The organism is Flavobacterium mekongense (genome assembly GCF_047038255.1).
Taxonomy (GTDB): Bacteria; Bacteroidota; Bacteroidia; order Flavobacteriales; family Flavobacteriaceae; genus Flavobacterium; species Flavobacterium mekongense.
The window spans coordinates 2,687,107-2,710,724 of the sequence record NZ_CP174374.1 but is presented as its reverse complement, the minus strand read 5'-3'; the positions used below and the strand labels follow the sequence as shown (position 1 = coordinate 2,710,724).

The 23,618-nt window shown below is 44.6% G+C and carries 16 protein-coding genes and 1 tRNA gene; 4 read left to right on the top strand and 13 right to left on the bottom strand.

Annotated elements, in window-relative coordinates:
* Positions 1 to 208: 208 nt before the first annotated feature.
* The 8 genes from ACJG85_RS11770 to ACJG85_RS11735 all read right to left on the bottom strand — a co-directional run bounded on the left by ACJG85_RS11770 (position 209) and on the right by ACJG85_RS11735 (position 15,074).
* On the bottom strand, positions 209 to 1,342 hold the full coding sequence (locus tag ACJG85_RS11770; RefSeq protein WP_412476485.1) for a PKD domain-containing protein: 1,134 nt from the start codon (positions 1,340 to 1,342) through the stop codon (positions 209 to 211).
* A gap of 600 nt (positions 1,343 to 1,942) precedes the next feature.
* Entirely contained in the window at positions 1,943 to 5,698 is a 3,756-nt protein-coding gene (locus ACJG85_RS11765; protein WP_412476484.1) for a beta strand repeat-containing protein, read from the bottom strand.
* A 163-nt stretch (positions 5,699 to 5,861) separates the two neighbouring features.
* Positions 5,862 to 9,191 (bottom strand): beta strand repeat-containing protein, encoded by a 3,330-nt coding sequence (locus ACJG85_RS11760; RefSeq protein ID WP_412476483.1) that lies wholly within the window; start codon positions 9,189 to 9,191, stop codon positions 5,862 to 5,864.
* Positions 9,192 to 9,549: 358 nt separating this feature from the next.
* Positions 9,550 to 10,032 carry a hypothetical protein gene (locus tag ACJG85_RS11755; RefSeq protein ID WP_412476482.1) on the bottom strand — a complete coding sequence of 161 codons (483 nt, stop codon included), beginning with the start codon at positions 10,030 to 10,032 and terminating at the stop codon, positions 9,550 to 9,552.
* A gap of 21 nt (positions 10,033 to 10,053) precedes the next feature.
* Positions 10,054 to 10,818, bottom strand: a complete 765-nt coding sequence (locus ACJG85_RS11750; RefSeq protein WP_412476481.1) for an OmpA family protein — start codon at positions 10,816 to 10,818, stop codon at positions 10,054 to 10,056.
* Positions 10,819 to 11,369: 551 nt separating this feature from the next.
* Complete coding sequence (locus ACJG85_RS11745; protein ID WP_412476480.1) at positions 11,370 to 13,769, bottom strand: hypothetical protein; 2,400 nt, start codon at positions 13,767 to 13,769, stop codon at positions 11,370 to 11,372.
* A gap of 21 nt (positions 13,770 to 13,790) precedes the next feature.
* Positions 13,791 to 14,054, bottom strand: a complete 264-nt coding sequence (locus tag ACJG85_RS11740; RefSeq protein ID WP_412476479.1) for a hypothetical protein — start codon at positions 14,052 to 14,054, stop codon at positions 13,791 to 13,793.
* 237 nt (positions 14,055 to 14,291) lie between these two features.
* Positions 14,292 to 15,074 (bottom strand): LytR/AlgR family response regulator transcription factor, encoded by a 783-nt coding sequence (locus ACJG85_RS11735; protein ID WP_412476478.1) that lies wholly within the window; start codon positions 15,072 to 15,074, stop codon positions 14,292 to 14,294.
* A gap of 299 nt (positions 15,075 to 15,373) precedes the next feature.
* Here ACJG85_RS11735 and ACJG85_RS11730 point away from each other — a divergent pair, with 299 nt between their 5' ends.
* The 4 genes from ACJG85_RS11730 (at position 15,374) to ACJG85_RS11715 (ending at position 19,148) form a co-directional block, all read left to right on the top strand.
* The gene (locus tag ACJG85_RS11730; RefSeq protein ID WP_412476477.1) at positions 15,374 to 17,464 is read left to right on the top strand and encodes a tetratricopeptide repeat-containing sensor histidine kinase; all 2,091 of its coding nucleotides are present in this window, start codon (positions 15,374 to 15,376) and stop codon (positions 17,462 to 17,464) included.
* Positions 17,465 to 17,469: 5 nt separating this feature from the next.
* Positions 17,470 to 18,246 (top strand): response regulator transcription factor, encoded by a 777-nt coding sequence (locus ACJG85_RS11725; protein ID WP_412476476.1) that lies wholly within the window; start codon positions 17,470 to 17,472, stop codon positions 18,244 to 18,246.
* 126 nt (positions 18,247 to 18,372) lie between these two features.
* Positions 18,373 to 18,819: a hypothetical protein gene (locus tag ACJG85_RS11720; protein ID WP_412464279.1), complete on the top strand. Its 447-nt coding sequence runs from the start codon at positions 18,373 to 18,375 to the stop codon at positions 18,817 to 18,819.
* 29 nt (positions 18,820 to 18,848) lie between these two features.
* Positions 18,849 to 19,148 carry a DUF4406 domain-containing protein gene (locus tag ACJG85_RS11715; protein WP_412464278.1) on the top strand — a complete coding sequence of 100 codons (300 nt, stop codon included), beginning with the start codon at positions 18,849 to 18,851 and terminating at the stop codon, positions 19,146 to 19,148.
* A gap of 678 nt (positions 19,149 to 19,826) precedes the next feature.
* On the opposite strand, the gene ACJG85_RS11710 is transcribed toward ACJG85_RS11715, so the two are convergent.
* From ACJG85_RS11710 to ACJG85_RS11690, 5 genes are all read right to left on the bottom strand, one after another.
* A tRNA-Tyr gene (locus ACJG85_RS11710) sits at positions 19,827 to 19,908 on the bottom strand.
* A 150-nt stretch (positions 19,909 to 20,058) separates the two neighbouring features.
* On the bottom strand, positions 20,059 to 20,430 hold the full coding sequence (locus tag ACJG85_RS11705) for a TlpA family protein disulfide reductase (RefSeq protein ID WP_412477195.1): 372 nt from the start codon (positions 20,428 to 20,430) through the stop codon (positions 20,059 to 20,061).
* A gap of 35 nt (positions 20,431 to 20,465) precedes the next feature.
* The gene (locus ACJG85_RS11700) at positions 20,466 to 21,218 is read right to left on the bottom strand and encodes a DUF4369 domain-containing protein (RefSeq protein WP_409678761.1); all 753 of its coding nucleotides are present in this window, start codon (positions 21,216 to 21,218) and stop codon (positions 20,466 to 20,468) included.
* A gap of 80 nt (positions 21,219 to 21,298) precedes the next feature.
* Positions 21,299 to 22,711 carry an MBL fold metallo-hydrolase gene (locus tag ACJG85_RS11695; protein WP_409678763.1) on the bottom strand — a complete coding sequence of 471 codons (1,413 nt, stop codon included), beginning with the start codon at positions 22,709 to 22,711 and terminating at the stop codon, positions 21,299 to 21,301.
* Between the two features lie 64 nt (positions 22,712 to 22,775).
* Positions 22,776 to 23,561, bottom strand: coding sequence for a sulfite exporter TauE/SafE family protein (locus tag ACJG85_RS11690; protein ID WP_412464276.1), 786 nt, complete (start codon positions 23,559 to 23,561; stop codon positions 22,776 to 22,778).
* Positions 23,562 to 23,618 lie beyond the last annotated feature (57 nt).

Below are 23,618 nucleotides of genomic sequence, written 5' to 3'. Positions count from 1 at the left end.
TTTAAATTGATATTCTTTTGTGTTTTGGTTGATTATGTTGTTAATGGCATCCGGGCTTTTAGTTACCTCCCCAACTTGAAATCACGTTTTGTGATATCAAGGATGTTGCGTCTTCTTTTGTCAGTTAAACATAACATCAGGGGGAAATTTTAAAAGATCTCTTTTCACTGCTTTATGTAGCGCATTTGCGTTTTTCTCTTAATGGGCATTACTCGTTCTTTTTCACTATTTTGGTTACTAAAGTATTATGGCCGGTATCCACAATTCTTATGACATAAACGCCTTCGGGGTAGGCAGCAAGATCAAGCCGGGGTTCTTCGTTTTCAATTTGTTCCAGCAATTGCCCGTTGAGGGTATAAATTTCCTTTCGGGCAATAGGGTTTGCACCGCTTATGGTAACCCATCCGGCAGTGGGGTTGGGAAACCATTGCACGGTTGTTTTTGAAAGACTGTTTACGGATAAATTGGTTTCCAAAGCGATACTTGAGGTATCTTCTCTGTCACAGTGGTAGGCTGTAAGTGTTACGGTGTAGTTGCCGGGCACCGTATAGGTATGCACCGGATTCGCTTCGGTTGATTGTTGCCCGTCGCCAAAGTCCCAGTGATAAACCTCCGCATTTGCCGAAAGGTTGGTAAACTGGTATTGGCCCATGCCCAAACCGGTGGTTTCAAAATGCGCCACAGGGTCGTACCAACCCACCCTCCAGGTGGTTAGGTTGTTATAAACAATTACCCTTGTTGCTTGTTTGATGAGGTTGGCTTCTGCTTCCGAAAGGCCGGGATTGTAAGTAATGTCCATGGGATCTTTCCTGAAAAGTACGGTGTAGAAACAACAGGCTGCCGCAAAACTCCCAGCCACATTGGGATGGCTGCCATCAGAACTGTACAGGTTTAAGGAAGGATAATTCCCGCGAAGGTACCGCCATACCGGACCTGCCGGTGAGAGGATGGCCTGGTTCTGTTCGGCCATGGCATGGTAACGCTGTGTTACCAAGTCGTCCATGCCTTCATAGGTACATATAGGGGGGAAGGCTTCACAGTTGTAAGGATCCCCGTTTTGCCAAGCCCAGGTAACAAAAAAAGCGGTTTCGGCACATGGATTTTGGGTTTGTATAAGATTATTGAGCGTGGCGGCATAAGGATATACGTTAGCTGCTACAAAGTCCTCAGGAAAGGCAGGGGTTTGACTGCGTTCTTGCAGGATCACATAGTCCCAGTTGCCTTGGGCTATTTTTGCGAGGGTAGTGGTATTGTCCACATGATTTTCCAAACCCATACCGCCGCCGGTACTGGCGTCATACACCAGTTCGTCGCCACAGGAGGAAGCTATGGCCGCCACCATGTCCGGCAGGTTGTTGTAATAGGTAAAGCTGTTGCCTATAAACAGCGCTCTTTTTGACTGGGTTTGGGCCTGGCAGAAGCCGATTATGCAACCCAGAAAAATTAGGAGTGTTGTTTTCATACTTTAGGGTTTGGGACGTAATTATAAATAGCTGCCGTATTTTATTAAAGTTACTTCTCTATGCTTTGTCTTGGGCGACCGGTACTACAGTTTAGCTCTCAATAGTTGGTTTTTGGGGTGTTATTCCGCTTCCTCATACCAGCTTTGCAGGTGTTGCACCAGCAAACGCAGCATATGGATTAGCTTACCAATCATGGGTTCTTCTCATTCTGTCTTTCGACTGTTGACTTTTAGCCGTGTTTCGGCCCGGCCTGCCGTATATTTTTAAAGTTGCTTTTATATGTTTTGCCCTATACCATCATTGGGTTTGGGTATTCTGTCTTTTGACTTTTGTCTTTCGACATTGTTTTTTTTACCGTGTTGCGGCCGGCTGCCGTATATTTTTTAAATGGCTTTCCGAAGCCCCGCTGCAATGGCGGGGCATGGAAAGCGGTATTATTGGTATTTGAAATCTTTACTTATTGCTGTATGGCGTTGAGGTTAGTTGGCATTGACACCCAGCTCCTCAATCACTACACGGTCAACATTGTTACCCGATAATGATGCTGCACCAGAAGCGGAATAGGTAACCCGAGGTACTACCGTTTGGGTAACCGTTGGGGTATATATAGCTGTCAACTGATTATTGGATGATCTAAGTCCTCCGTTAGTAGTAGGTACGAAAAAGCTTCCTGCCCCTACCACTGCTGTATTAGTGGATGAATCAACCCAGTAAATCCCTAAAGACCCCCCTGACGGATCCCCAGTGAAGTCAAAAACTCCCGTGAAGGTCATGCGGTAGGTTTTACCGGCTTCCAGTGTATAGGCACCTGTAGTCGTATTATGGGTAATAGTACCGTTTAGCGTATTGTTCATCGGTAGGTTAACTCCTGCTGCGGGTATACTAATGCTACCTGTTGCATTGGAAGTATTATAAGCTACCGTACTCAGGGTTTTGCTATTCCCTAATTGGTAGATGTGCCCTGTTGCTGATGATAGTATAGCCGTGCCTGAACCTAATGCGGTTCTTATTTTAATACTCTGGTTGGTCGCTGGCGTATAGATGAATTCGACATTACAAACACTATTAGCACCATTTGTACTAATATTTGTTTGAGGCCGTGCAGAAATGTCATAGATAGGAGTATTAGTCGTTGCATCTACCCAGGAAATATTCATTGCATCCGTTGCGCTCCAGCTTGTAAACCTTCCTTCAAAATAGAGATGGTAGGTTTTACCTGCTGTAAGTGTATATACGCCGGTTGAGGTATTGTATGGAATGTTTCCTCCTGTGTTCGTATTTAAAATCAAGTCATTCGTTCCTGAATTGATCGTTTGATTGGCACTTTGTCGGGTTGCTACATAATCTACTTTAGCGAACGTAGTGCCTGATTGTACCATACCCAATTCCTGCACTGTGGCACTGGATTCCCATTGTCCAACGGCAAATGAAGCACCATCTAAATAGGTTACCCTTAGCTTAACCGTTTGGGTGGAAGCAGGTGTATAAAGGATATCCGAAACGGTTTTAGCGGATTGACCATTGGTAGAGTTTAACGGCTGATAGGCCGAACCAACGTTACCACTTATTGATGCATTGGTAGAGGCATCTACCCAGTCTATGTAAATATCAACTGTATTTGAGCTAATGGTATGCATTCGGAGATTGGATGTAAGGCGATAGGTCTTACCTGCAGTTAAGGTAAATACTCCCGTTGAGGTGTTATAAGGAAGATTTCCTGCTATTTTGTTATCAAATACCACATCCGTGTTGGCAGAAGTTATGGTTTGGACAGAACCCGATCTCATTACAAATGCATAATCCACCGCGGTCAACGTCTTCGTAGTTACATCAAAACTACAGCTTGGTGTGCTGTTGATGGTAAAGCTGTTGGTTCCCGCTGCCGTAGGGGTTCCTGTTGCGGTTAAGGTAATCGCCTGGCTTCCTGTACCTGAAAAAGTACCACTGCCACTAAATGTGATTCCGTTGGCAGTAGCGCTTACGCTGTACGAACCTGCTGTGCTTACTGTAGCGGTAACCACTTTGGTCAATCCGCTTACGGGTACTCCTACAGCGGCTACGCCGGTTAAGGTACCTGTACAATCCCAGCTTGATACCGCTGCTGTTCCACCACTACCGGCATCGATAGTACTGCGTGTAAAGCTACAGCCCGGTGTGGTGCTTAGCGTAAAGCTGTTGCTGCCTGCTGCGGTTGGTGTGCCGCTGGCGGTCAGTACGATAGCCTGTGAGCCGGTTCCGGCAAACGTTCCGGTACCTGTAAAGGTTACGCCGTTGGCCGTTGCCGTAATGCTGTAAGTTCCTGCTGTAGTTACCGTAGCCGTGATAGTCTGCGTTACCCCGCTGGCTGCTGTTCCTTTGGTCAGCGTACCGGCAGAAGCCGTGTTACAAACAAAACCACTTACCGTAGCGGTACCCCCTGAAGTGGCTGCCGAAGTATTTACTGCCGATACGGCTGACTGTACTTCCGACAAGGTCGCGGGAGACGAGAAACTGTTCGGATTGGCATCGATGTACGCCTGGTAGGCCACGATGTTGGCTGGCGTTACGCCTGTAATACCCAATGACTGTAATTGCGCTGCGGTTACTACCGAAGGTACCGTATTAGGGCTGTCGCCTTCGTTACCGATTTGCGTAAGTACGGATGTTACGCCTGAGTTTACTGCCGTTACGGCCGACTGTACTTCAGAAAGCAGGGCAGGCGAGGAAAAACTGTTCGGGTTGGCATCAATATAGGCCTGGTAAGCGCCGATATTGTCTGCTGTGATTCCCGTAATGCCCAAGGACTGCAATTGGGCTACGGTTACCACTGATGGTACCGTATTAGGGCTGTCGCCCTCATTACCGATTTGTGCCAATACCGAAGTCACGTTGGAGTTTACTGCTGTTACGGCAGACTGTACTTCCGATAAGGTTGCCGGAGACGAGAAGTTGTCCGGGTTGGCATCGATATATGCCTGATAGGCGGCAAGATTGGAAGCATTGATTCCCGTGATGCCGATAGATTGCAACTGGGCTACGGTTACCGATGAAGGTATGGTGTTTGGATTATCACCTTCATTACCAATTTGCGTCAATACGGAGGATACGTTGGTATTAACCGTGGAAACCGCTGATTGGATTTCTGAAAGCGTAGCCGGGTTGCTGAACGCATCCGGATTCGCATCGATATAGGCTTGGTAGGCTCCGATATTGGAAGCGGTTATCCCTGTAACTCCGATGCTTTCCAACTGGGCAACAGTCACTACTGAGGTTACCGAGTTCGGGTTGTCGCCCTCATTACCAATCTGTGCCAGTACCGAAGTTACATTAGTATTTACAGCGTTTACGGCTGCCTGGATCTCACTTACCGTTGCCGGAGACGAGAAGCTGTTTGGGTTGGCATCAATATAGGCCTGGTAGGCTCCGATGTTGGAAGCCGTTATCCCTGTAACGCCGATGCTGTTGAGTTGTGCTACGGTTACTACCGATGGGATCAGGTTAGGGCTGTCGCCTTCATTCCCGATTTGGGTAAGCACCGAGCTCACGGCGGTATTGACATTGGATACGGCGGTTTGTATTTCGCTTACCGTAGCCGGGTTACTGAACGCATCCGGATTGGCATCGATGTACGCCTGATAGGCCCCGATGTTATCTTCCGTTACGCCTGTAATTCCTACGCTTTCGAGTTGTTCAACTGTTACTACTGAAGTTACCGAGTTCGGGTTGTCGGCTTCGTTGCCAATCTGTGCCAGTACCGAAGTTACGGTTGCGTTTACTGCGGTAACCGCTGCCTGTATTTCGCTCACGGTTGCCGGGTTGCTAAAGTTGTCCGGGTTGGCATCGATATACGCCTGATAGGCACCGATGTTGGCCGGGGTTACACCCGTAACGCCCACCTGCGATAACTGCACGGCAGTTACGGTAGAAGGCAGCACGTTGGGATTGTCGGCCTCCAGGCCAATCTGTGCCAGGATGCCCTGCACTACCGAAGAGGTACCGGTGCTGATACAGTTAGACCATACTCCGTTTTCATAAAACTTCACGCAGTTGGAAGAGAGGTCGTACACCAGCATTCCGTTAGTGGGGCTGGTAACGGCAGCCGTATTGGCTACCCTTGGGATCACAAGCCCCTTGTTGGTACTCTCAATTTCGAGCGCCGCACCGGGGCTGATGGTTGTGGGGTTGTCCCCAATTTTTACCTGCGCGGTGGCGCATAGGCCGGCGAGCAGGAGTAAGGAGGTAATTGTTTTTTTCATGTTACACTTCTTTTGTTAACTATAGTGTTTGAGTTTTTTGCCGTGTTGCGGCCCGGCGTGCCGTTTTTTTTTAAGTTGCTTCCCGAAGCCCCGCCGGAAGGGCGGGGCAAGGAAAGCGGAAATAGAGATATATGAAATCTTTACTTATTGCTGTTTAGCAGTATTAATTGGCGGTTACGCCCAATTCTTCAATTACAACCCTGTCGGCATTTGACGTGTTTAATAAAGTTGATGCACCAGTCGAATAGTTGGCGATTACTTTAACTGTTTGCGTAACTGTAGGGGTATAAATAGTAGTTAAATAAGGGCTTCGTGAATGATTTCCTCCCGTATACGATACAGGTAAAAACAGTGCCAATGCGCCATTTAATGCAGTTCCGGTTGTTGCATCTACCCATTTGGCTGTAACATATCCGAAAGTAGTATCCGCATTCGCAAACTCTCCGGCAAAGTTTAAGCGATAGGTTTTACCGGCTTGTAAAGTATATGCGCCTGTACTGGTATTGTGAGTCATATTACCATTAAGGGTTGTGTCCATTTTTAAAGTTGTAGTTCCAGAACCCGATGGTATACTTATGTTCGTTGTAGCATAAGATGTATTATAATCCAATGTCCCTAACGTTTTACTGGTACCCAACTCATATATGACAACCAAAGTCTTTTCTACATCAGCATTACCTGGTGATATAGAGCCTCTTAATTTTATTGTCTGGTTAGTAGCGGGTGTATAGATAATTTCAGTGGAAGGCACACTATTAGAGTTATATGAGGTTGAATTTACAGGAAATGTCCTAACACCAATTCCTGAAGTTAAAGGAGTATTGGTAGTTGCGTCAACCCAATAGATTCCTCCAACGGAGTTACCTGTAGGTTCCGTAAAATTAATAAGTCTCGTTTGGGAATAAAGATGATAGGTTTTACCGGCCGTGAGTGTGAATACACCGGTAGAAGTATTGTAAGGGATATTTCCGGAAACTTTGATATCTGCTTTGATGTCTGATGCTGTAGTACCAATCGACTGGGTAGTTGTGGACTGTGTAGCCATTATATAATCTGGTGACACCAAGTTGCTGCCTGATTTTACCATACCCAATTCCTGTACGATAGCTACGGATTCAACGGATAACTGTACACTGGTAGCACCTGAAAGACCAATACGTAGCCTCACGGTTTGAGTACTTGCCGGTGTATAAATGATATCAGTGGATGAAGTATGGTCATGGGCACTTATTTCGGTCACGGGCTGAAAAGTAGCAGTGGCATTAGAAATCAATGCGGTTGATGAAGTAGCATCAACCCAGTCTACATTACATAAAGCTCCAGATGAATTAAAGTTTATAAGTCGGCCGCCAAACGACAATCTATAGGTTTTACCTGCTGTCAGCGTAAATGTTCCTGTTGACGTATCGTATGGAATGCCCCCGGCAACCTTAGTATTAAAAACTAAATTGCTCCCAGCACTTAACGATTGTTCGGCTCCTGTTCTTTGTACTATTACATAATCTACTGTATTCAACGTTTTCGTCGTCACACTAAAACTACAGCTTGGTGTACTGTTGATGGTAAAGCTGTGGGTACCAGCCGCGGTAGGAGTTCCTGTTGCAGTAAGGGTAATCGCCTGGCTTCCTGTACCTGCAAAAGTGCCGCTACCTGAGAAGGTGATTCCGTTGGCGGTTGCTGTAATACTGTACGTACCTGCTGTGCCTACTGTGGCTGTAACCACTTTGGTCAATCCGCTTACGGGTACTCCTACAGCGGCTACGCCGGTTAAGGTACCTGTACAATCCCAGCTTGATACCGCTGCTGTTCCACCACTACCTGCATCAATCGTGCTGCGTGTAAAACTACAGCCCGGAGTGGTGCTTAGCGTAAAGCTGTTGCTGCCTGCTGCGGTTGGTGTTCCGCTGGCGGTCAATACGATAGCCTGTGAACCCGTTCCGGCAAAAGTTCCGGTACCGGTAAAGGTTACGCCGTTGGCTGTAGCTGTTATATTGTAGGTTCCTGCTGTAGTCACTGTTGCGGTTATTGTTTGCGTTACGCCACTGGCTGCGGTTCCTTTGGTTAATGTACCGGCAGAAGCCGTGTTACAAACAAAACCACTTACCGTAGCGGTACCCCCTGAAGTGGCTGCTGAAGTATTTACTGCGGAAACCGCAGCCTGAATTTCAGATAATGAAGCCGGGTTGCTGAACGCATCCGGATGGGTGTCGATATAGTCCTGGTAGGCTACTTCGTTACCCGGTGTTACCCCGGTGATACCGATGGACACCAGTTGTGCGGCGGTTACCACAGAGTTTACCGTATCTGGGTTATCACCTTCCGCTCCAATCTGTGCCAATACGCCGGTTACGGTAGTGTTGACCGAAGTGACCATGGCTTGTATCTCTGATAATGAAGCCGGGTTGCTGAACGCATCAGGATGGGTGTCAATATAGTCCTGGTAGGCTACTTCGTTACCCGGTGTTACCCCGGTGATGCCGATGGACTGTAGCTGAGTAGCGGTTACCACGGAGTTTACCGTATCCGGGTTATCGCCTTCCGCACCAATCTGTGCCAATACGCCGGTTACGGAACTGTTAACTGTAGTAACCATGGTTTGGATTTCTGCCAAAGTTGCCGGGTTGCTAAACGCATTAGGATGAGTATCAATATAGTCCTGATAAGCGCCTTCGTTAGCCGGTGTTACCCCGGTGATGCCAATGGACTGCAGCTGTGCGGCAGTTACCACGGAGTTTACCGTATCAGGGCTGTCGCCTTCCGCGCCAATCTGTGCCAGTACATTGGTTACGGTATTGTTGACTGTAGTAACCAGCGCCTGTATCTCGGCCACACTGGCCGGGTTGCCAAAAGCATCGGGATGGGAGTCGATATACTCCTGGTAGGCTACCTCGTTGCCCGGTGTTATGCCGGTGATGCCGATACTCTCCAGTTGTTCGATGGTAACGACCGAATTGATCACATCGGGGTTGTCGCCTTCGTTCCCAATTTGGGTGAGTATGTCGGTAACTTCTGTGTTGACCGTATTGATCATGGCCTGTACTTCTGCCATTGTAGCCGGGTTGCCAAACAAACCGGGATGGGCATCGATATAATCCTGATAGGCGCCTTCATAGGCGGGCACTACGCTGGTTACCCCAAGCGAGTACAACTGGGTGGCAGATACCTGCGACGGTACAATATCCGGGCTGTCAGCCTCGGCGCCAATCTGGGCGAGGATTGAGGCTGTAGCACTCTGGGTCATCCCGCAGCCCGACCATTCGCCGTTTTGGTAGCCTTTGAAACATTGGCTGGAAAGGTCATACACCATCATCCCGTTAACCGGGTTGGTAACGGCAGCCGTATTGGCTACCCTTGGGATTACAAGCCCTTTGTTGGTACTCTCTATTTCGAGTGCCGCACCGGGGCTGATGGTGGTTGGGTTGTCCCCAACCTTTACCTGCGCCGTGGCACAGAGGCCCGTAAGCAGGAGTAATGTGGTAAAAATTTTATTCATAATTTCAGGTTTTAATATTCTTATTATCATAGATCATTTGTTGATCCTGTTTTTTGGTGTTGGGGCTACCCTCAACCCGTATCGTAGCAGCTTTTACCTGCGTTGTCTCACCTTTAGGGGTGCGTTGCCGGAGGTTAGAGGTTTGTTAACCCACCTTTAAGCTCCGTTGCCGGAGCTTTGCGCTTTGCTGTTGCACCCTTGGTGCTGCATTGCCGCAGGTTTGGCCTCCCTGATTCGAGTTTTGAGCTCCGCTATCCCGGCCTAAAGCTCCGCCGCCACAGGTTTGAGCTCTGCCACCGGAGGTTAGAGGGGGATACCCCCACCGCGATAGGCAGGAGGGGTACCCAGAGGGGTAGGGTTAGGGAGCGGCAGGTGTCTCCGGCGTTCCCGGTGCAATAAACCGTTGCCTTAGTGAATCCACAATGGCGTCAGCTCCTACCAAACCGGCATCGGCTGCGGCTCCAAAAAGCTTGTAACTCGAGAGGGCTGCCACAAAGGCCTCGCTTCCGGCCAACATTTGGGTATCTTCTGCCTTTTCTACCAACTGGCGCATTAGTCCCAGCAATTCGTCGAGTTGGATGAATAGTTGGTAATCATTTTGCATAGTGGTAGCGTTGATGTAGGCAGGCAGTATCCCGGCGTTATTGGCAACCGCATTGATGGCATCTTCGGTAAAAGCCTTATTGCTCACATTAATTTTGGGTAAGGCAACACGCTCCTCAACAGTAAGCCCTACAAGAAAAGGCATGTTTGTAGCTATGGTTTGCAGGGCGGTTTTTACCGCGGTTACCTGTGCGGCTGTCATGGTTACGTTAAGCCTGTTGTTGGTTAGGTTTGACATATGATAATGTTATTAAGTTTGCTATTCAAGAGTTATAGATACCCTGCGGGCGAGTTGCAGGCCTGTGCCCGATGTAGGGAAGGTGGCGTCTATGCCATCGCCGGCTATGGTTACCCTATTGGCATCGATGCCGCTGGCAATGATGAGTTGGCTCAGTTTTACTGCCCTGCGACGCGATAGTTCAAGGTTTGCTTTTTCGCTACCGCTCTTATCGGCATAGCCTTTAAGGGTTACGTGGGTAGCCGGGAACTTTTTGAGGTAGCGGATGATGTGGTAAATGTTGTTGGCCGAAGCGCTGTTGGGTTCGTCCTTATTAACATCATAAAACACATTGAGGTAACCGCCTGCTATCAGCTCGCGTAAAGCGTCTGATTGGCTGCTTTCGGCATTGCTGCCATTGCTGCCGTTGGCCGATTTGCCGTCTTGTCCGTTGCGAGGTTCAAGCTCATCCGGTGTCCCGTTGCCGTTATTATCGAGGAAGCGTCCTTTGGAGTCAACCTTAACGCCGTTTGGCGTATTGTTTTGCGCATCGAGGTAATCCGGCACGCCATCGCGGTCCGTATCTTCCATCATTTTCTCGAAATCGTCGAGGCGTTTTTTGTTTTCGCGCGTTAGTTCACTTACCTTTTCTATGGTAGTTTTTCCGGCATTGCCAAAATACCAGTCGGCATGGCTTTCTTTTCCGCCTAAATAAAAGGTAAGCCCTACAGCGGTATGAATCATGCCCCCGGTAAGGTTGTTTTCTGCCGTAGCGGGAGCACCGTCCCAGGTATAGTGCTGGCGCACGTTGCCTATATAGGTAAAGTCGCCGGTAAGGGCGCACCAACGGGTGAGCCTAAGCTGTGGAGTAAGCCCCAGCATTACACCCCCGTTGTCCTCCTGACGGTTGCCGCTTACCTTAAAGCGGGACACCTGTAGGCCGCCGTGGGCCAGTATCCCAAAGCGGTGGGTAAAACTCTCAAAGTTGAGGATATGCCCTACGTTGATAATCCCCTGAAATCCTATGCGGTAGGATTTTGTAGAAAACGGCAGTGAGCCGCTTCCATCCTGGTTTTCGATAAGGTCGTAGCTTCCGTCAAGCTTGAGCCCGAAGCGGTCGGAAAGCATATAGCGCACACCAACATCGAAATGGTTGACCCCTGTAAAGTTGAAATACTTGTCGGGGTTGGCGGAATAGTACCCCTCCGTAAACGGTTTGATCGCCTTGTTTTGTCCGGCATTGATTTCAACCGACCAACGGTTGAAAGGTTTGCCCTGCAGGGAATCCTGCTGGGCAAAGAGCGCGTTGGCTACGAATAAAGCGGCGATAGTCGCTGTTATCTTAATCATCTTAGGCATTATTTATTATTGATTACTTTTTGGTTTACGATAGTGCCGTCCTCGAGCTGTATTTTAGCGATGTACACGCTTTGCGCATGGATGAACGGTGCGGTAAACAAGTTGCTGTTAACATTGCTGAAAGTTTCGATTAGCCTGCCGGTAAGGTCGAAAATGCTGATTTGAGCCATAGCGTTTTTAGACTGTGCGCTGAACACCTGATTGTTGATAAAGGCGAGCGCATGCTGAGCCTTAATATCAGGATTGTCAAGCGTTGATGCGCGGTACACTATTTCGAAACGATCATTGTCGGGAGTGTTAGATTGCACGAAGGAATAACTACCGGTGGCCAAATCATGAAACAGGCCCAAATGTTTATCGTGAAGATAGATAGTAATGCCACCGGAGTTAAAAATTCCTTGTGTATCAGCCAGCGCAATAATGAAGGTTTCGTCCAGGCGCTTGATTAGTTGTAGCGGTACGGCATCGGTATCACTGAATGCCTGTCTGGTTTGTATGGCGTAACCTGTGGTTTGCCCGCTGATGAGAGAGTTAATTTCAGAGGTATTTGCCCCGGACATTCTTGGCGAATCGTATCCGTTGTCATAGCCGTTAGTGGTACTGTTGTTGTACGCCACCAAGATTTGGCTGAACGAGCCGGATGAACCCGTAAGGTTTAGTTTAAATTTACCTTGTAACTGAGAGGCTTCGCGGAAAAATACGTTGTTGCCGTCAAGATCCCTCAAACAGTTGGTCATGGTAAAGGTGATAGGGTTTGGGTTTAGCTTTCTTACATATACCGACTGCATGGTGGCAATCATACCGTTAGGCTCTTGGCAGGTAGGGCAAGCAGCCACACCGCCCGAATAGTTGAAAGTAGCATAATCGGCATTGTTGTAGTTGGCCGTATTGTTGGCCCAATTTTGACGAGGAGTATTGAAAGTCCAGTAATAAATGGTCTTGCGGATATCATCGCCAAGGGCATCCAAGAGTTTGTTTGCATTGATGGGAGATGGGTAGGGGTTACCAATACGAACCCAACCCACGGCGGTAGGCATAGGAACATTGATATCACCATTATTGGTGGTACCCTCGGCTTTGATGTGAATAGGGTATTTTTCGGTAAACCAAGAACCTGCCGTGGCAGCAGTGGAGTATGGCCCCTGAACCGCTCTAACTGTGGCTGCAAACCCGCGTCCTACCGCTACGTTAGAAGCGGTAACGGTAACCGAGTTCCCGGCATCGTTATCGGTAAAATAATTGTAAAAGGCCGAAGCCGGATAAGTGTTGTAGTTGCCGTTCACCGCAGTGTTGGCCGCCGAAGTAATTTGTCCGAAGAACGTCCCGAAATTGTTAAGCGGCGAGCTAAAGAAGGCATAGTCAAAACGGCGCATAGGGTTGGTTACCTTGGTCAGCTCAATCATTGGTGCCGCTGCCGTTGCATTGCGCTGCAATACGCTCGCTTCAGATGACATAATGATTTTTCCGCTCCCCGTAAAGGCATCGACTACATCGAGCGTCTGTCCGTTGGTTAGGGTGATATTGGCGTTGAGCGCTACCGAATAACAGCTAAAGCTACCTGCGCTGTAATCGCCGTCAATCACTACAGAATCGGAGATGGTGGGAGCACTGGGAGACCAGCTGCTGCCGTTCCAGGTTTTTGTGTTGCCGGAAGAAGCCACTAAAGGGTAACAAGAAGCCTCACCTTTTGCCCCAATAGTAAAGGCTTGGTAGGCCGAAAGGTTAACCTCGGCAGTGCTGGTAATGGAACCCGAAGTGGTATCGGAAGTACCTCCAAGGATGCTTGTAGCATCATAAAAGGAAGGGATTTCGACCCATTTAGTGCCGTCGTACCCCAAGATAGTAATATAAGTAAGAGATGGGGTAAGCATGAGGCCACTGATGTTGCTCGAAGCCCTCCAGGTGAGGGTTATAGTAGCATTGGTGGCTCCGCTCACTTTCCAGTACTCCACACCCGAAAGTGCGCTGATGCCCGTATCGAGTGTGGTGCCCAGAGCCGACGGGTTGGTTTTAAAGTAGGCCACATCTACCCCGCTGGTGCCGGCCGGATTGATACCTGCAGGGGCATAAGTACCGCTGTCGCCTACAGGCGCGAGGAAGAAGCTATTGCCGTAATAGCGCGCGTAGCCGTTAAGGTAATGGCTGTCGGAAGCGCCGCTCCAAGTGGCATTTTGACCGAAGGCGATTACACCGTAATTGGCACCACTTTTTGTAGTTTGTGTCAGGGCCGGTGAAGCACCAAACGCAAAATTGTCCTGAGTCATGCTGAATACGCCATAATCGGCTACATAAATGTTTTGGTTGTTTTGTACCTGTGCGTTTGCACTGAGGCCTAATGCCAATGAGGCAGCGATGCCCCAGAGGGTTTTTCCGGGCTTTAAAAGGTATTTGTTTTTCATGATACGTATGTTTTAAAGTGCTTATTCGCTTGTATTATCTGATTGTTTCCCATTAAGGGTTTTATACCCGATAAAGGTGAATCCGGCAAGCATTAGCAGCGGTATCCACTGGTTTATGGGAACGGGAGGAGGGGGGTCTTCAACCGGTGGGTCTTCGTTGTCGTCTACCGGAGGAGCCACAGGATCTTCAACCGGAGGCGGGTCGCCATCGTCAAACAAGTTGTCGGCATAAACCGGTAAGGAACAACTCATAATGAGTAAGAAGAGATAAACGTGTTTTTTCATATAGGATTATTTAAGGTTTGCGGATAAAAGAAAGCGACGACGGCATAATGCCCCAAATCCTACACTAACAGACAGGAAACGCCCCAGTTTACCTGTCTTGTATAAATGCCGTCGTGCTTACTTGTTAATAGTTAACTTAACTGCGTCAAAAGTATGCCGGTCATAATGGTAAGCGGATTGACATGTTATGTTTGGTTATTGCGATGTTATTTACGGTATGTTTTTTTGTATAAATGGTTATTGCTCCAGTCCGTTTAGGAATCTATTGAGTTCGAAATATTTTCTCCGGGCTACCGGTATCATTTTGCCGTCTTTAATTTCGCAGTACATCCCGTTTTTTTTGTTTACCCTTGATACATATTCAAAGTTCACAATCTGGGATCGGCTTATTTTGAAGAACGAGGCGTGTCTTTCCAGTATTTCCTCATATTCACATAGGTTTTTGGTGGCTATCAGGCTCCTGCCATCCACAAGGTTAAAAATGGTGTATCTTCCTTCTGAAGAGCAATACATGATATCTTTGATTTTAACTATTTCGTGGCGTTCTACGGAGGAAATGGTGATAAAATCCCTTTTGTTTCCCGTCCAGTAGGCATGTTCCATTTCATAAAACTGTCGTTGTTGTTCGAGCCGTTTTACCGCTTTGGATATGGCAGAAACCAAAACTTCCTTAGCATAGGGCTTTAGGACAAAATCTGTCGCGTCATATCGGAAGGCATCGAGGGCATATTTCTGTTCGGAACTGACAAAAACGATTTGGGCGGTGCAGTGTACTTCATTAAAGATTTCAAAGACCTCCCGTTCCCCAAGGTTAACGTCGAGCAGGAGCAGTTCGGGAGAATGAACCGTTATTGCCGCTATAGCGTCACTGATACCTGTTGCCTTAGCCACTACACTGAGCTGTGGAAAATGATCAGAAATGATTTTCTGTTCCAGCAGGATGTTCAGCGGATCATCGTCTACGATAATGGTCTTATAGCCTTGGACTCTGGTTTGCACAGTTTTTCTTTTTTCTTTCAAAGGTATTTTTGCAATAGCGCTGTAACAGCGTTAATGTTATTTACGGTATTAGCGGTGTTATTAACGGCTGTTTATTTGTCACAAACGGTTTAGCACGGTATTTGCTAATTGTTTTACATTGCAAATCAACGGGTTTGAAAATCCTGGGTGGTGTCGAAAAGTAGCCTCTACTGTTTATAAGTTGATTTTATTTTCCAGATTTATTATATTTGGGTAGATATCCCCAATACCATACTTTTTTCTTCTGATTACAATAGTAGCCCCATTGGCCATTCGGTGTTTAATTAAATTATATCGTTATGAATTTATTGTTTAAAGTCGCTTTACCCTGTTTATTGGGTATTGCAGGGACGGCTGTGGCCCAAAAGCTACAACCCAAGGAAGAAAGTGAGTTGCTGGAGAAGGTTAATTCCGTTAATGGGAATGACACCATCAGGATTGAAAGCCTCAGCAAGCTGATTGATGCAGAGAAAAGCAAGGAGAAGCGGGAACAGTATGTGGTTCGTTTTTATGATTTGGTTGGGAACATTAAGAATCCCAGAGGGCTTGGGCATTATTTTTTAAGGAATGCAGAACACTGTAGCTTAAGTGGAAAATACAATGATGGCGTAAGTTATGCAAGAACAGGATTGCTTGTGCTTAAGGCTCATGGTTCTACAGAGGAGTATTTTAGAGCCGCCAGCCTGCTTTCGATTTCACTTCATACCGTCAAGAAGATTGATGAAGCTCTGGCATTGTGCAATACCATTTTATTTGAGTACCATAGTTATCCCGAGGGCAAAGCAAAATCGGGTATCTTTTCTAAAAGGGGGATGTCTTATTTTGAAAAGAAAGACTATCGGCGTGCGCTGGCCGATTTTAAGGCTGCCTTAAACGGTTACAGGAAGGATGGTGCTAAGAATGGAATATCTTTTACTTACAATGAGATTTCGAGGTGCTACCAGGAGATGAATCAGTTTCAGGAGGCAGCAGCATATGTATTAAAAACGGTTCGGGATCCTGTATTTAAAGACCAGCCATATGCAAATAAGGCGCTTCTTTATGACAGGTTGGCTTTTATTTACTTCAAGATGCGCCGTTATGGGAGGTCGTTGGCTTATTCTGATACTGCAAGAGCAAACTGCCCCAGCGATAATCTGAATCTGATGAAGCAGATTAAGACAAATAAGGCGATGGCATTGTTTTTTTCTAAAGATTCGCATAATGCTTTACAACTGGCTGAAGAGGTGATTGGTGATGGTTTAAAAATGAATACCTACCGTAAGCGTGATGCTTATTATGTTGTAGGATTGTGCCAGTTTAAATCGGCCAATTTTTTGAATGCCCAAAAAAGCTTTGAGACGGCCATTACAGCAGCACGGATTATTGATAGCATGGGTTATGGTAACGCACATAATTTTGATGTTATTTTTGATTCGAAAAAAAAACTCAGCCTGATAGCGCTTGGGAATAATAATCCTGAGAAATCATATATACTACTTGAGCAGAGTTATCAGGCAGCACATGAACAATTAAGAGCTGTAAAGGATGAACAGTTGCATAAGGAGGTGAATACCTTTGAGTTGGGCGAGAAAAAGAGGGAGGTGAGGCAGCTTACCCGTGAGCAGCTAAGGAATAGGCTTGAGATAAAGGAGCAACAGAATAAGATGCTACTGCTTATAGGCAGCCTTGTCGTAGCATTGGTCGTGGCTGGTTTTACCTACCGAGGCTATTGTATTAAGAAGCGCAATGCCCGCGAGCAGGAGCAGAAGCGGAAAACCATCGAGCGGCAAAACGAACGGCTTGAGGCAGCCTTTAAGGAGAGAGGTGTACTGCTTAAAGAAATACACCACAGGGTAAAAAACAATTTTCAGATGGTCATCAGCCTGTTGCAGATACAGGCAGACGAAGGCGGGTATAGCAATGTGGAGGCCTTTATGGAAGAAGCGGTTACGAGAATCCTTTCGATGTCGCTCATCCATCAAAATCTTTACCAATCTGATAACCTAAGTGAAGTGGATTTTAGCGAGTACATCAGCGAATTGGTCACCTACACCGAGAATGCGTTTGCCGGAGAGGGCAAAGTGGTCTTTAAAACAGCCATACCTAACGTGATGTTCGACCTGCAACTGGCGGTGCCGCTGGGACTGATTCTAAATGAAATGATCCTGAATTCGCTAAAGCACGTAAAAGGAGTTGGCGGTACCATCAAAATTAGCATTAGCCTTGAGCAGGAGCAAGAAGGAAGCTATCTTCTTTGTTATGACGACAACGGCAAAAAGGAAACGGCCGGTAATACCAATTCGTTTGGCATTGAGCTTATTGCGCTTCTGGTAAGGCAAATAGAAGGAGAACTGCTCCCGGCAGCGGCTAAAAATGTTTCTTATAGGATTCGTTTTAACATTACCTGAATGCTATGATTGATAAAGCCAATACACTGATACTGATTGTGGAGGATGAATTTATCTTGGCTCGGAATATCTTTAGCATACTCACGGCTGAGGGCTACCAATGCATTGCTTATATCCCTACCTATGATGATGCCATGGCAGCCATAAGTGAACATTCTCCCAACCTTGTACTGATAGATATTATGCTAAGGGGCGTGCCGGATGGTTTGCGACTTGGAAATTATTTGTACAAAAAAGGAGGACTGCCATTTGTGTACCTCACATCGCTTTATGACAAGGATACCGTGCTCGAAATTAAGCAGACATTTCCCTATGGATATATAGTAAAACCGTTTAAGCCCATTGATGTGATTACTACCGTGGAACTGGTAATGAATAACTTCCGCCATATAAAAACAGATACCCACAGGGTCGGAACTCCCAAGGTTGAAGACGATGTGCCCTTTATTATTAAGAAAGTAATTGCACATATCAATGATAATATTACCGAAAAAATCGGGCTTGAGGATTTGATACCGCTTACCCGATGGAAAAAGCATAACTTTATTAAACTGTTCACCGAGTATACCGGCGAAACACCCTACCATTACATCCTGAAATGTAAAATACGCAAATGCATGGTACTACTGGAGACGACAGATATGAGTGCCGCTGCTATTGTTTTTGAGCTGGGTTTTGGCAGTTACAGCAGCTTTAACAAACTGTTTAAAAAGATGACAGGGATTACTCCGGACGAGTACAGGGCGCAATACCGGCTGTCTAAAATAACAGGGAAACAGTGAAAGAGCGGCCAATCCTTTTGTGTCTGATTAATAACCGTTCGTAACATTAGGATTGCCGTTTGTGACATTCAGTTACGGTGTAAGAATACTACTCGCCAACTTTGCATTGGAACTTAATTTTTCTTTATGGAAATCAATGCAAGCCTAATCAGAGACCAGAAAGTTGATGCGTCTAAGATACAATATATCAATTCGATAGGTGCCATAATCGGGGATAATCTACTCCTTTATTCACCCTCACGCCTGCTAATTGATCTTGACTCGATACGAAAGGCAGAAATCCACAAAACGCGCAATTTTTTTTACAATCTGTTTTTTATTGTCTGCTCAACGCCATTATTCTACTTATTGGCGACCCGGCAGGTTACGAGGCTTGAAACCATTTTGATTTGTGTGTTAGCCGGGGTGCTGCTGGTTCCTGCTTTTACGATAAAGAATACAAAGTATAAGATGCTTATTAACAGACAGAACGCGCAGTTTATTGAAATTGATATAAACCGCCAGGCTAAAGAGGATGCAAAAGGAATTGTTCGGTTGGTTAATAAGAGAATTAGACAGCGAAGAAAGCAATAGTTATAAAGATATTACAAAATTTATTTATCATGCCTTCAAAAGTTTACATAATCGGCCCTATGAAAGATGTTAAGTCGCTTCATACCCAGCAACGGTTTTTAAAAGCGCAAAAGCAGTTGGAACATTTGAACCTCAAAGTTTTTAATCCTTTAAATTCTTTTTTGTTCTATAGAGAGTCAAAAGAGAAAGCTGTAAGGTGCAACTTGCATGGGCTGCTCGATTCTAATGCGGTTTATGTTCTTAAAGATGCGATGACAGGCAGTATGAAAGACCAAGCGGAATTGATATTGGCCATGAAGATGAATCTGTTGATTATGCATGAGTTTTAAGTTTTGTTAGTTATAGTTTATACTCGAGGACAGCCGAAAGGCTGTTTTTTCTTTTTAAGAACGGTATGTGTTTTTACTCAAAAAATATAGGCAAAGTTCAGGAAAACTCTAAGGAAAGCTTTGCCGCTTGCCGCCAACTTAGCGCTTACCAAGCAAGGCTATATCTTATTATTATGATTCCGGTGTATTTTAATAGTATACGAGCATTTTTATCTTTGTCAAGTAAAATGGATCGAAGGTTCTTGACGCACAACTTTTCTTTTTTATCCGATGGTCTTTTTTGGGATACCTTTGGTAACCATTGCGATTTTATAATGTTTTTATGATTTATACATTTATCCGTGGGGAGAGCAGGATTTTGCTGCGCAACATCCTCAAAGCGATGCTTTGAAAATAAATCAAACAAAAAAAGCACTCAAGTGAACTTGGTGCTTTTTTAGTATCGATTTATTTGTGGGGAGAGCAGGATTGCTTCGCCATCCTACAGCGCTACGCTCTGAAAATGCATAAAACAAAAAAACGCTCAAGTGAACTTGGCGTTTTTTTTTTATTTATACATTTATCCGTGGGGAGAGCAGGATTTTGCTGCGCAACATCCTCAAAGCGATGCTTTGAAAATAAATCAAACAAAAAAAGCACTCAAGTGAACTTGGTGCTTTTTTAGTATCGATTTATTTGTGGGGAGAGCAGGATTCGAACCTGCGAAGACTTAGTCAGCGGATTTACAGTCCGCCCTCGTTGGCCGCTTGAGTATCTCCCCAACGCTTATAGCGATTGCAAATATAAAAACTGTTTTGGGCTTCACAAACAAAAAAGCAGATATTTCATCACTCTTTTTTTAAGCCGTTGGTAGTAAATGAAATAAAAAATCTCCCGGAGGAGATTTTTTGTTTAGAAAGGGTATTAATCTTTATTTTTTATTTAATAATTCACGAATCTTTAGCTTCATTTCTTCGTGAGGCATGTCAATTCCAACTACTTTTCCCGACACATCTAACAAAAATGTGGTAGGAATTAATGATACACCGTATTGTTTTACAATGGGATCATCCATTTCTTTTAAGTTGGAAACTTGCGTCCAGATCAATCCGTCTTTAGCAATGGCTGTTTTCCAATCTTCCGCGTCTTTGTCTAAAGAAACACCTATAATGTTTAAGCCTTGTTTGTGAAACTCATTGTATAAAGCTACTACTTTAGGGTTTGCAGTTCGACAAGGTTGACACCATGAAGCCCAAAAATCGATTAAGGTAACTTTACCCATGCTTTGTTTTAAAGAGACTATTTTTCCTTCCGGAGTGGCCGCTTTAAAATTGGGTGCTATTTGATTAAGTTGGACGGTTGTGTTACTGTCGGTTTTTTTTTTAAAGCATCCAAGTTTTCTTTAATTGATTTACCCGGTTTGGTTTTTTTCAAACTTTCATCAAATGAATTGTAAATGGTTTCAATTTCTTTAGTCGTAAACTTAGGGTTGTTCACCATCATTTGAAGGATTAACACACTGATGAATGATTTTGGGTGCGTTTTAGGGTAGCCAAAAGTATAATCTGTTATATCTTTTTGGATAAGTTCATACTCTGCTCTCAATTTGTTCATGGCTACAGTATCATTACTCTTTTGAGCGTTTTCGATAGCCATTTTATTGCGCTGTTGGAAATCAAGGATTTTGCTCTTAAGTCTCTTTTGAATTTTGTCTGATTCTTCGTTGAATTTGGTGAACTCATCATTGTTGTAAGTACCACTGATTTTAGATTTTACCAAACTATCTTTATCAAATTGGATGTCAATTTCTCCGCCTTCTAATACCAAAGGTAATTTTCCGTCAACTTTATCTACATGGATAAAATGAATTTCAGGTTCTGTTGTTTTTCCTTTGATTTCAAATTTTCCGTCTTCAATCTTTACAGTGTCAATGGCAACGAATCCCATACCCATCGGACCTTGTTTTTCAAGATATACTAAACCGGTTTTCATGCCTTTAACATTACCACTGATGATATATTCACCTTCCGCTAAATTTTTGCACGAGAACATTACAACGGCTGAGGCTACAAGAAGAATTACTTTTTTCATTTTGTTGTTTTAAATTTTAATGACTGCAAATGTATTTAAATTGCAATACTATAGCTTGTTTTTTTTATTTTTTTACTGAATTATTTTTTGGTTGAGGGACAAATAAATTGTGAGCATGGAACATCAGTTTGTTTGATGCCGTTCATTCCTTTCTCTACATTAATCAGGTTATGAATTCCTCTCGATTTCAATATTGAAGCCATGATTACAGAACGATATCCACCGGCGCAATGCAGGAAGAATTCTTTGTCTCTTGGTACGCTTTGAAAATTTTCATTGATGGTATCTAACGGAATATTTATAGCGTTTTCAACATGTTCGGCTTCATACTCACTTGGTTTTCTGGCATCAACAACCAAACTGTCTTCATTGAGTTGTTGGGCAAAAGTCTCAGGAGTTACAGAAGTAATACTATCGGTTTCAAAACCGGCTTCAAGCCAGGCTGCAATTCCACCTTTTAAATAACCTAAAACATGGTCAAAACCCACACGAGACAATCTTGTTATGGTTTCTTCCTCTTTGCCTTCAGGGGTTACCAATAATAATTTTTGGTTGACATCTCTTAGTAACGAACCCACCCATGGGGCAAAGTTTCCTTGAATGCCGATAAAAATAGCATTTGGTATATGCGCTTTGACAAAATCATTTTCGTGACGAACGTCCAGAACTATCACATCGCCTTGATTGGCAATAGTTTCAAATTCTTTCGGACTTAATGCTACTTTGCTGTTTTTTAGCACAGTATCAAGGCTTTCATAACCTTTTATGTTCATTAATACATTTTGAGGAAAATAGGCAGGAGGTGTACCCAAACCATCCAAAAGCTCTTTGGTAAATTCTTCCTTAGTCATATCAGCTCTTAATGCATAGTTGGTTCTTTTTTGATTGCCTAAAGTATCGGTGGTTTCTTTACTCATATTTTTTCCGCAGGCACTTCCGGCACCGTGACTCGGATAAACAATTAAATCGTCGTTCAACGGCATAATTTTGTTGCGTAATGAATCGTATAAAAGCGAAGCCAATTTTTCTTGAGTAAGTTCTTCTGTTAAGGCTTGCGCCAAATCAGGTCGGCCTACATCTCCAATAAACAAAGTGTCTCCGGTAATAATACCGTGTTGTTTACCGTTTTCATCGGTCAACAAATAACAAGTACTTTCCAGAGTATGACCCGGTGTATGAATGGCAGTAATGGTGTAATGGCCTACTTTAAAGGTTTGATTATCATTAGCAATAATAGCTTCGAATTCCGGATTAGCTGTTGGTCCGTAAACAATTTTGCCACCACTTTTTTGAGCCAAATCCAAGTGTCCCGAAACAAAATCGGCATGAAAATGCGTCTCAAATATATATTTAATTTGAGCATTGTCTTTGGTTGCTTTATCTAAGTAGGGTTGTACTTCGCGCAGAGGATCAAAAATAGCGGCCTCGCCGTTACTTTCTAAATAATAAGCTGCTTGAGCAATACAACCGGTATAAATTTGTTCAATTTTCATAAGGCAATAGTTTTATACAAAGGTAAGATGTAAATCATCAAAAGCTCAGTCTATTTAGAATACTTTAGGAAAACAGTTCCTTGTATAAAATGACAAGCGCCATAATTAAGATGAAAACACCGAATATTTTTTTAAGTAGTTTTTCATTGAGGAACTTCTGAAGATAAAGCCCTATAAATATTCCGGCAACGGCTAATCCTGTAAAGCTTAACAGCAGTAACCAATCTATTTCTATATTTTGTACATCACCCGAAAAACCAATCAACGAATTTATTGTGATGACCAAAAGCGAAGTAGCTATGGCTTTTTTGATGGTCAGTCGAGCCAATTTGATAAGGGCAGGTACTATTAGAAAACCGCCGCCTGCACCAATTAACCCAATTAAAACTCCCACAAAGAAAAGTTCAACAATTGTTCTGTATTTATGAGTTATTTCAGGTACCGGATTCTCTTTTTTATTTCTCAGCATTGTTATAGCGGCCCAAAGCATAACCCCCGCAAAAAGTACCATTAGGAAAGTAGCTTTTGAAAGCTGTAAAGAAGCAAAATAAAAAACCGGATCAGGTATTTCAGGGACAATATACTTTCGGGTCAAATAAACACCTAATACTGATGGAACCGCAAAACGCAAAGCACTTTTTACATCCACCAGACCTTTTCGAAAATTTTGAATGCTCCCAAATGCAGAACTCGTTCCCACTATAAAAAGGGAATATGCTGTGGCAATTACCGGATTTAAATTCAGAACGTACACTAAGACAGGAACTGTGAGTATCGAACCGCCACCACCGGTAATACCGAGTACGATTCCAATGCAAAGAGCTCCCAAGTAGCCAAAAAATTCAATCATGGTTAAATTGCTATCAGTGAGTAAAAATAGTGTATTTAATTGAAAATCGGCACTAAT

Bases quoted from the DNA above. Each gene is read 5' to 3' on its own strand.
- ACJG85_RS11770 (WP_412476485.1), bottom strand. From the start codon at position 1,342: ATGGTGGCGGCCATAGCTTCCTCCTGTGGCGACGAACTGGTGTATGAC.
- ACJG85_RS11745 (WP_412476480.1), bottom strand. From the start codon at position 13,769: ATGAAAAACAAATACCTTTTAAAGCCCGGAAAAACCCTCTGGGGCATC.
- ACJG85_RS11755 (WP_412476482.1), bottom strand. From the start codon at position 10,032: ATGTCAAACCTAACCAACAACAGGCTTAACGTAACCATGACAGCCGCA.
- ACJG85_RS11690 (WP_412464276.1), bottom strand. From the start codon at position 23,561: ATGATTGAATTTTTTGGCTACTTGGGAGCTCTTTGCATTGGAATCGTA.
- ACJG85_RS11740 (WP_412476479.1), bottom strand. From the start codon at position 14,054: ATGAAAAAACACGTTTATCTCTTCTTACTCATTATGAGTTGTTCCTTA.
- ACJG85_RS11730 (WP_412476477.1), top strand. From the start codon at position 15,374: ATGAATTTATTGTTTAAAGTCGCTTTACCCTGTTTATTGGGTATTGCA.
- ACJG85_RS11720 (WP_412464279.1), top strand. From the start codon at position 18,373: ATGGAAATCAATGCAAGCCTAATCAGAGACCAGAAAGTTGATGCGTCT.
- ACJG85_RS11760 (WP_412476483.1), bottom strand. From the start codon at position 9,191: ATGAATAAAATTTTTACCACATTACTCCTGCTTACGGGCCTCTGTGCC.
- ACJG85_RS11695 (WP_409678763.1), bottom strand. From the start codon at position 22,711: ATGAAAATTGAACAAATTTATACCGGTTGTATTGCTCAAGCAGCTTAT.
- ACJG85_RS11725 (WP_412476476.1), top strand. From the start codon at position 17,470: ATGATTGATAAAGCCAATACACTGATACTGATTGTGGAGGATGAATTT.
- ACJG85_RS11765 (WP_412476484.1), bottom strand. From the start codon at position 5,698: ATGAAAAAAACAATTACCTCCTTACTCCTGCTCGCCGGCCTATGCGCC.
- ACJG85_RS11700 (WP_409678761.1), bottom strand. From the start codon at position 21,218: ATGAAAAAAGTAATTCTTCTTGTAGCCTCAGCCGTTGTAATGTTCTCG.
- ACJG85_RS11715 (WP_412464278.1), top strand. From the start codon at position 18,849: ATGCCTTCAAAAGTTTACATAATCGGCCCTATGAAAGATGTTAAGTCG.